The sequence below is a fragment of the Cyanobacteria bacterium GSL.Bin1 genome (assembly GCA_009909085.1).
Lineage (GTDB): Bacteria > Cyanobacteriota > Cyanobacteriia > Cyanobacteriales > Rubidibacteraceae > Halothece.
The window spans coordinates 35,078-41,568 of the sequence record JAAANX010000192.1; the positions used below are offsets into that span (position 1 = coordinate 35,078).

A 6,491-nucleotide genomic window follows, 5' to 3' on the forward strand; every position below is an offset into this window, starting at 1 on the left:
AGGGACCCTGCGCGGGTTTCCCGCGCAAAGGAACGCCCGACGATGCGGTGCCGCTTTCCAACTGGAATTCGATTCCAGTTGGGTCGGCACGAAAGGCGCCTATCCTCACTAAAGCTCCGGTGACCGTTGGTCAGAGCGTGGTAATTTTGAGCAAGATCATCACGCTTTTTTCCTTGGGAAATGGAGGACAAGTTGCTATCATACAGCAGTAGAGTCTTTAATACCGCTTTAAGAGAGAATAGGAACTATGGATATTTTGACACTGGGTTGGGTTGCATTTTTAGCTCTGTTTACTTGGTCGATTACGATGGTGGTTTGGGCACGTAACGGATTCTAAAAGAGGTGGACTGTGGAAATTTTAACTCCCCTAAATGTACTGTTTCTGGTTGCGTTTGTCTTGTTGATCTTAGTCAGTGGTGGAATTTTGTATCTCACCGCGATCGAGTGGCGTGACAGACGTCGTCAGTCGCGGGATCAAAAGGGGAAGTAACCTCTCCCAGCTTCAATCAGAAACAGATTTACCCGACAAACCTTTAGCGTTAAAAGCAAATACTAAAGCGACTATTGGGCGGAACGAATTTCCGCCTAGTTTTTTTTGCACTAGGGATTAACCAGTAAAAGACTCCTCCTGAATTCAGAGGAGGAGAGAAAATAGAATGTATGGGCAATTAATTGTAAATCAATCTAGTTTTCGGCTTGTTGGACTCGCGATTCTGCTTTTGCCATGACTTCGGCTTTATTATCGAGCATTTGACCCGGATAGTGTTCTAATTCTTTGGTGGACAAGGCAATCCGTCCTTGATATTCATCCACATCCACAATCATCACTTTAATGGTTTCGCCAACGGTTAACACTTCTTCGAGAGATTCGACCCGTTTTTGACTGACTTGCTTGATATGAAGTAAGCCGGTGACTCCCGCAGCCAGTTCAATAAAGGCACCATAAGGCTTAAGATTAACCACTTTCCCTTCGATCAAGCTACCGGCAATAATTTGACCCATCGCATCGGCTTTCGCTGCTTCCCGTTGCGATAGCACCAACCGTTTGTCTTCGGGATTGACTTCAATGAGGAGTCCAGTTACGCTCTGACCAATGAGGTCATCTAAATTATCCGCTGCTAAGAGATGCGATCGCGGTACGAATGCCCGCAACCCCATAATTTCTCCCTTGACACCACCGCGATTACTGCCAGTCACTTGCATTTCTACTGGTTTGCGATCCGTTTGGTACGCTTCTAACGTTTCCCAAACCCGTTGTTCTTGTAGCTGACGGCGGGAGAGTGTGACTTGTCCGTCTGCATTTTGTTCGCGAATTACTAAAAATTCCAATTCTTCATCCAGGGGAATGATGTCATCAAAACGAGTGGCGCCACCGAGATTGGCTTCTGAAAGGGGGAGGAGTCCAGGAGATTTTCCGCCAATATCAATGTATGCCACCTCATTATCATAGTTAACTGCTTTCCCACGCACCACTTGTCCTTTTTGAAAGTGGTAATCATAATCGGCAAGGGCTTTGGCAAAATCATCTTCAGAGAAAGGAACGTTCGCTTGAGATTCGGGAGAAGGGGTGAAATCAGAGGTCATCTTCAATTAAAGAGTATGCGTAGAAAATAGAGGTGGGGGAAACGGTTAAGAAATATTTATATTGGCTTCCCCCGGTTGGGTTACGTTGACTGGTTTACTGCTTCAGAGTTTCCTGAAACAATCCTTTGACTCGTTCCCAGGCATCTTGAGCAGCGGTTGGGTGATAGCTTGCTCGTTGGTCACAGAAAAAGCCGTGATCGGCTCCATCATAACGAAAGATGCGGTGAGGAATATTCTGTTTTTTAAGTTCTGCTTCAATTTGGTCAACTTGTTCTAAGGGAATGAGAGGGTCTTGTGTCCCAAAGAAGGCGTAAATGGTCCCTTTAATCTCTTTGGTGCGAGTAATCGTCGGTTTTCCCCCACCCGGCGTTTGTGTGGCAATGCCAGCACCATAGAAGGAAGCGGTCGCTTGAACATCAGGGAGAGTAGCAGCGAGATAGGCAACATGACCGCCGAAACAAAAGCCAATGCAGCCAAACCCCTTGCCTTGGCATCGAGGAAGAGATTTTAAGTAATTAATCGCAGTTTGAATATCGTTAAGCAGTTCACTGGCTTTAGTTTGTTCTTTATATTTTCTTCCCTCTTCTAAGTCTTCGGCGGTATAACCCACGGCAAAACCGGGGGCTTGGCGCTGATAAATCGCCGGCGCGATCGCGATATAGCCTTCTTTGGCGAAGCGTTGGGTGACCTCTTTGATATGGTCATTGACACCAAAGACTTCCTGAATGACAATCACACCCGGATAAGTCCCTTCCGCGTCGGGTTGGGCAAGATGAGCATCCACTTGCACATCTCCGGCATTCAATTGAATATCTTCTGTTTTAATTGCAGACATAGTCCTTGCTCTAAATTTGTTTAAAAAACCTCGCTTTGAATTTTAACGAAGCACAGTCCCTTTGCTGGCGGTGCTAATCAGCCTGTCCAGATTACAGTGATAGCAACGCTTTATTCCTCACTTTGACCATTCCATCCCTTGATCATGCCATCTTCAAGATAGGTAACGCGATCAGCAACATCTTTAATTCTAGGGTCATGGGTAACAATTAAAACAGTGCAGTGATGTTCTTTCGCTAAACGACGCAGTAATTCAGTGATGCGATGTCCACTCTGAGAGTCTAGGGCAGCGGTGGGCTCATCTGCCATAATCAGGGGAGGATTACCGGCAAGCGCACGAGCGATGGCAACCCGCTGTTTTTGCCCCCCTGACAAATCTCTCGGTTTCTGATTCGCATACAGTTCTAATCCCACTTGTTCTAATAGAATTTGGGCTTCGTAACGGGCTTGGCTACCTTGAACGCCTTTAACATTAAGAATCAGCTCGACATTTTCTGCCGCAGTCAGCGCTGGAAAAAGGTTAAAGTTTTGAAAAATAAAACCAATGTGTTGGCGACGAAATGCGGTTCGTTTTTTCTGAGAGAGTTTGGTAATTTCTTCTCCTAATAAATACACCTTGCCACTTGTGGGGGTGAGGAGTCCCGCCAGAATAGAGAGAAAAGTGGTTTTCCCAGAACCAGATGGTCCCATTAGCAGTTGAATACTGCCTCGTTGGGCTTCCCAGTTAATGTCTTGCAGGATCGGAATGTTTTGTCGCCCTGATTGAAAAAACATCGTAATGTCTTGGGCGTAAATTGAAGTATTAACAAAGGCATGGGAGTCTGGAGAAGAATTTGATCGGGCTGGAGTTTTAAATAACACAGTAAATGATGCCGACAAGACTATCTATGCTTTAAAGACAATGGCAGGGTCAACGCGGTTGACTTTTTGAATAGCAAAAATCGCCGAACCTATACACATAATAATCGTGAGGACAAAAATCGCGATCGCGCTAACGGGGGTAATCAATAATAAGGTTCCTTGCTTCCAGTTGATCCAACTAGCAATCCCCAAACAGATTAGGGTTGCCGGTAAATAGCCTAAAATGGCCATCCACAACGCCTGTTCAATAATAACCTGATAAATCATCCCTGCTGAAGCTCCCATTGCCTTCAGGGTGCCAAATTCTCGAATATGGTCGGATACCGAAGAATACAAAATCTGACTCACCACAACAATCCCGACAATAATGCCAACCACCGTACCTAAACCTAAAATTAAGCCAATGCCAGTCCGCTGTTGCCAATAAGTTTGCGTTTTTTGGATGAGTTCTTCCTGAGAATAAACCGTAACTTGGTTTAATTCGCTCTCCAATCGTTCTTTGAGCGTGGAGAGTTCCACTCCCGCTGCGGGCTGAATCAAGATAAACGTCAGAATATCTGATGCCACTAAATCTCTCGGCGTACTCGGCACTGGCTCTTGATTATTCTCCCCTTCCACGGCATCAAAGCGATTGACACATTCCAACTGTGATGAACCTTGGGGTAAGCGACAATTCAGCTGTGAGGTTCGTCCCGCATTAAGATAAGCATTCGCATTTCTCAGAGAGGTTAAAACAAATGGGTTAGAAATCATGGAGGCATTCCCATCGGTTAATCCTACTACCTGCGCCGGTAAAGAGTTCAATTGCACTTCGGTTCCCAACTGTTCGATACTTAAAGTATCTTGATCGGTACGGTCAATCATGACTTGATAAGGCTCATTCAACTGGTTGAGATTCCCTTCGAGAATTTTAGGGGGACGATAGAGTTTCCCGCTGGGATTAAACCCAATCAGTCTTGCTCGCGCCATTTCTCCTTCTGGGGGATACCATTGTGCCCCGGAAAAAAGTAAGCCCTCGGCACGGGCGACGCCTGAGACTTGCCGCGCTTTAATTAACTCGGAAACGGGAATGGGTAAGGTCAACTCTAGCTGCACGAGGGAATCTGAAGCCACCCAAAGCGCTGCCGAAGAATTATTAATGAGCGCCACGGTTGACTGACTAAACCCACTAAAAATTCCGGTTTGCAACGTGACAAGACTCACGGCAAATAAAATCCCAGCTTGGGCAACTAAAAAACGGGGAATATCTTCCAGGAGATTTTTACGAGCAAGAGAAACCATAAAAAACAAGTGCAATAAAAATTATTGTTATGCGTATGAAGGCCAAAAGGTTTTAGAACTGTGGAATATCAACTCAAGAAATTAGGTGCTGATGATCTTGACTTAATGGACAGTCTTCTTGATTGTTTCGGAGAAGCTTTTGAGGAACCAGATACCTACGGAAAATTCAGGCCAGATGCAGACTATATGAGAGAGTTGCTTGGAAGTAATATGTTTATCTCTATCGTTGCGCACATCAATAGTAAAGTTATAGGTGGACTGGCAGCATACGAATTGAAAAAATTCGAGCAAAAGCGTAGCGAGATATACATCTACGATTTGGCGGTTGCCACTAAGTATCGAAGGAAAGGTATTGCCACAGCTCTCATTAGGGACTTGAAAAGCATTGCCAAAGCTCGTGGTGCTTGGGTTGTTTTTGTGCAAGCTGATTATGTAGACCATCCTGCAATAAATTTGTACACAAAATTAGGATTCAAAGAAGAGGTTTTGCATTTTGATATACCATTGGAGACAGATCAATCTAACGCATAATAAATAATTGTTCTAGCTGTAATTATAGACAATGACGCGCAACGGCGAATTCAACTGGATGGAACTTCAGACGCATGATCCTGAAACTGCAATTGAATTTTATCGGGCGACTGTGGGCTGGGAGTTTCTCGAGGAAGCAATGCCAACGGGCGGCACTTATTGGTTGGCGCTGGTATCGGGTAAGGCGGTTTGTGGATTTTGGACGCTGGGCGAAGGGGATAGTAGTGGGGATCGCTGGATAACCTACATACATGTCGATGATCTAGAGGAAGCGATATCAAGAGCAAAGGGCTTCGGTGCAGAGGTCGTCCGTGAACCCTGGTTGGTCCCAGGGATTGGGCGCGTGGCAATGGTCCGTGATCCGGGTGGAGCGGAGATGGGGTGGGTCACACCTCTTCACACGGGGGGTACCTAACTCGGTGTTAGCCTGGACTACCGCTTAGTACTACCCTGCAATTCTCATTTAAGATGGAGATTCTAGAACGTGACTACGAAAAACATTCCATGAATGTGCTGAAGAGCTAGAGGTGGTCAACAAAAGTTTTAGAACTGCTTTCACTAATAGTTCCGAAGTAGATCAGATCAGATTATCCAGCATCAATCAGCATAGGATAGTGAGACAACAGCCAATATAGATTAGTAAAGTTCTAAGCAGTGAAAATTAGGATTCTCTAAAAGTTCTTCAATTGCCTCTTGCCCAGAGCGCATGAGAGTTTCAACCTGATCAGTTAGTGCATTTCCACATCTTAACCATACTACTTTCGGCGGAGAACCATATAGTCGGCTTCTTTCCGCGAAATCTGCATCTTGAGTCACAATGCAGAAATCGTTTAGCTTAGCGAATTCCCAAATCTCTGTATCTGTCTTCTCTGCCAACCCATGAAATTGGACATGGCTGGCATTCGGAAAAATATCAGCCAATCGAGTAACAAGTTTTCGGCTCAAATTTTGGTCAAAAAGTAGTCTCAAGCGGCGCTCACCGAAGCAACTAAACGATGTTCACGATCAGCTGCAAACTCTAAGCAAGCTCTGATATCTGCCTCTGTCAGTTCGGGGAAGTCATCAACAATTTCAGGAATAGACATCCCAGCGGCTAGCCAGCCAAGAACGTCATAAACCGTAATTCGCATTCGGCGAATACAAGGCTTCCCTCCACGTTTATCAGGTTCAATTGTAATAATGTCGCTATAGCTCATAATTACAGAGAAGAAGTTCACATCTACATTTAAGTCTAAAGCAGGCTAACACCGCGCTGCAACGGACAGTATCGAAATCCTGGCGGAGATGCTAAACTTGCTTGTCACCGTTGAACTATGCCGTTAGATAGCAACTAGTACACGAAGGCGCAAAAGGAGCCAATGCTTCTCGGTTAGCGATCGCGCTTTTACCCTAAAATCTGC

At 45.3% G+C, this 6,491-nt stretch carries 9 protein-coding genes; 3 read left to right on the forward strand and 6 right to left on the reverse strand.

Annotated features, from left to right (window positions below; translation table 11 throughout):
• Positions 1 to 247 precede the first annotated feature (247 nt).
• The gene (petN, locus tag GVY04_22105) at positions 248 to 337 is read left to right on the forward strand and encodes a cytochrome b6-f complex subunit PetN (protein ID NBD18724.1); all 90 of its coding nucleotides are present in this window, start codon (positions 248 to 250) and stop codon (positions 335 to 337) included.
• A 347-nt stretch (positions 338 to 684) separates the two neighbouring features.
• Here petN and GVY04_22110 read toward each other — a convergent pair whose 3' ends face one another.
• The 4 genes from GVY04_22110 to GVY04_22125 form a co-directional block, all read right to left on the reverse strand.
• Positions 685 to 1,584 carry a S1 RNA-binding domain-containing protein gene (locus GVY04_22110; GenBank protein ID NBD18725.1) on the reverse strand — a complete coding sequence of 300 codons (900 nt, stop codon included), beginning with the start codon at positions 1,582 to 1,584 and terminating at the stop codon, positions 685 to 687.
• A gap of 94 nt (positions 1,585 to 1,678) precedes the next feature.
• Complete coding sequence (locus tag GVY04_22115) at positions 1,679 to 2,419, reverse strand: dienelactone hydrolase family protein (GenBank protein ID NBD18726.1); 741 nt, start codon at positions 2,417 to 2,419, stop codon at positions 1,679 to 1,681.
• A gap of 110 nt (positions 2,420 to 2,529) precedes the next feature.
• Complete coding sequence (locus GVY04_22120) at positions 2,530 to 3,192, reverse strand: ATP-binding cassette domain-containing protein (GenBank protein ID NBD18727.1); 663 nt, start codon at positions 3,190 to 3,192, stop codon at positions 2,530 to 2,532.
• A 111-nt stretch (positions 3,193 to 3,303) separates the two neighbouring features.
• Positions 3,304 to 4,560, reverse strand: coding sequence for an FtsX-like permease family protein (locus GVY04_22125; protein NBD18728.1), 1,257 nt, complete (start codon positions 4,558 to 4,560; stop codon positions 3,304 to 3,306).
• A 60-nt stretch (positions 4,561 to 4,620) separates the two neighbouring features.
• On the opposite strand from GVY04_22125, the gene aac(3)-I reads away from it, so the two are divergent.
• On the forward strand, positions 4,621 to 5,091 hold the full coding sequence (aac(3)-I, locus tag GVY04_22130; protein NBD18729.1) for an AAC(3)-I family aminoglycoside N-acetyltransferase: 471 nt from the start codon (positions 4,621 to 4,623) through the stop codon (positions 5,089 to 5,091).
• Between the two features lie 31 nt (positions 5,092 to 5,122).
• Positions 5,123 to 5,506, forward strand: a complete 384-nt coding sequence (locus GVY04_22135; GenBank protein NBD18730.1) for a VOC family protein — start codon at positions 5,123 to 5,125, stop codon at positions 5,504 to 5,506.
• 221 nt (positions 5,507 to 5,727) lie between these two features.
• Here GVY04_22135 and GVY04_22140 read toward each other — a convergent pair whose 3' ends face one another.
• Together GVY04_22140 and GVY04_22145 are read right to left on the reverse strand one after the other, a co-directional pair.
• On the reverse strand, positions 5,728 to 6,060 hold the full coding sequence (locus GVY04_22140) for a hypothetical protein (protein NBD18731.1): 333 nt from the start codon (positions 6,058 to 6,060) through the stop codon (positions 5,728 to 5,730).
• A complete protein-coding gene (locus GVY04_22145; GenBank protein ID NBD18732.1) occupies positions 6,057 to 6,287 on the reverse strand; it encodes a DUF433 domain-containing protein in 231 nt (76 codons plus the stop codon). Before GVY04_22145 ends, GVY04_22140 begins: the two co-directional genes overlap by 4 nt.
• Between the last annotated feature and the right edge of the window lie 204 nt (positions 6,288 to 6,491).

Excerpts from the sequence above, each read along its gene's own strand:
- petN (NBD18724.1), top strand. The coding sequence starts at position 248 with ATGGATATTTTGACACTGGGTTGGGTTGCATTTTTAGCTCTGTTTACT.
- GVY04_22110 (NBD18725.1), bottom strand. The coding sequence starts at position 1,584 with ATGACCTCTGATTTCACCCCTTCTCCCGAATCTCAAGCGAACGTTCCT.
- GVY04_22115 (NBD18726.1), bottom strand. The coding sequence starts at position 2,419 with ATGTCTGCAATTAAAACAGAAGATATTCAATTGAATGCCGGAGATGTG.
- GVY04_22120 (NBD18727.1), bottom strand. The coding sequence starts at position 3,192 with ATGTTTTTTCAATCAGGGCGACAAAACATTCCGATCCTGCAAGACATT.
- GVY04_22125 (NBD18728.1), bottom strand. The coding sequence starts at position 4,560 with ATGGTTTCTCTTGCTCGTAAAAATCTCCTGGAAGATATTCCCCGTTTT.
- GVY04_22135 (NBD18730.1), top strand. The coding sequence starts at position 5,123 with ATGACGCGCAACGGCGAATTCAACTGGATGGAACTTCAGACGCATGAT.
- GVY04_22145 (NBD18732.1), bottom strand. The coding sequence starts at position 6,287 with ATGAGCTATAGCGACATTATTACAATTGAACCTGATAAACGTGGAGGG.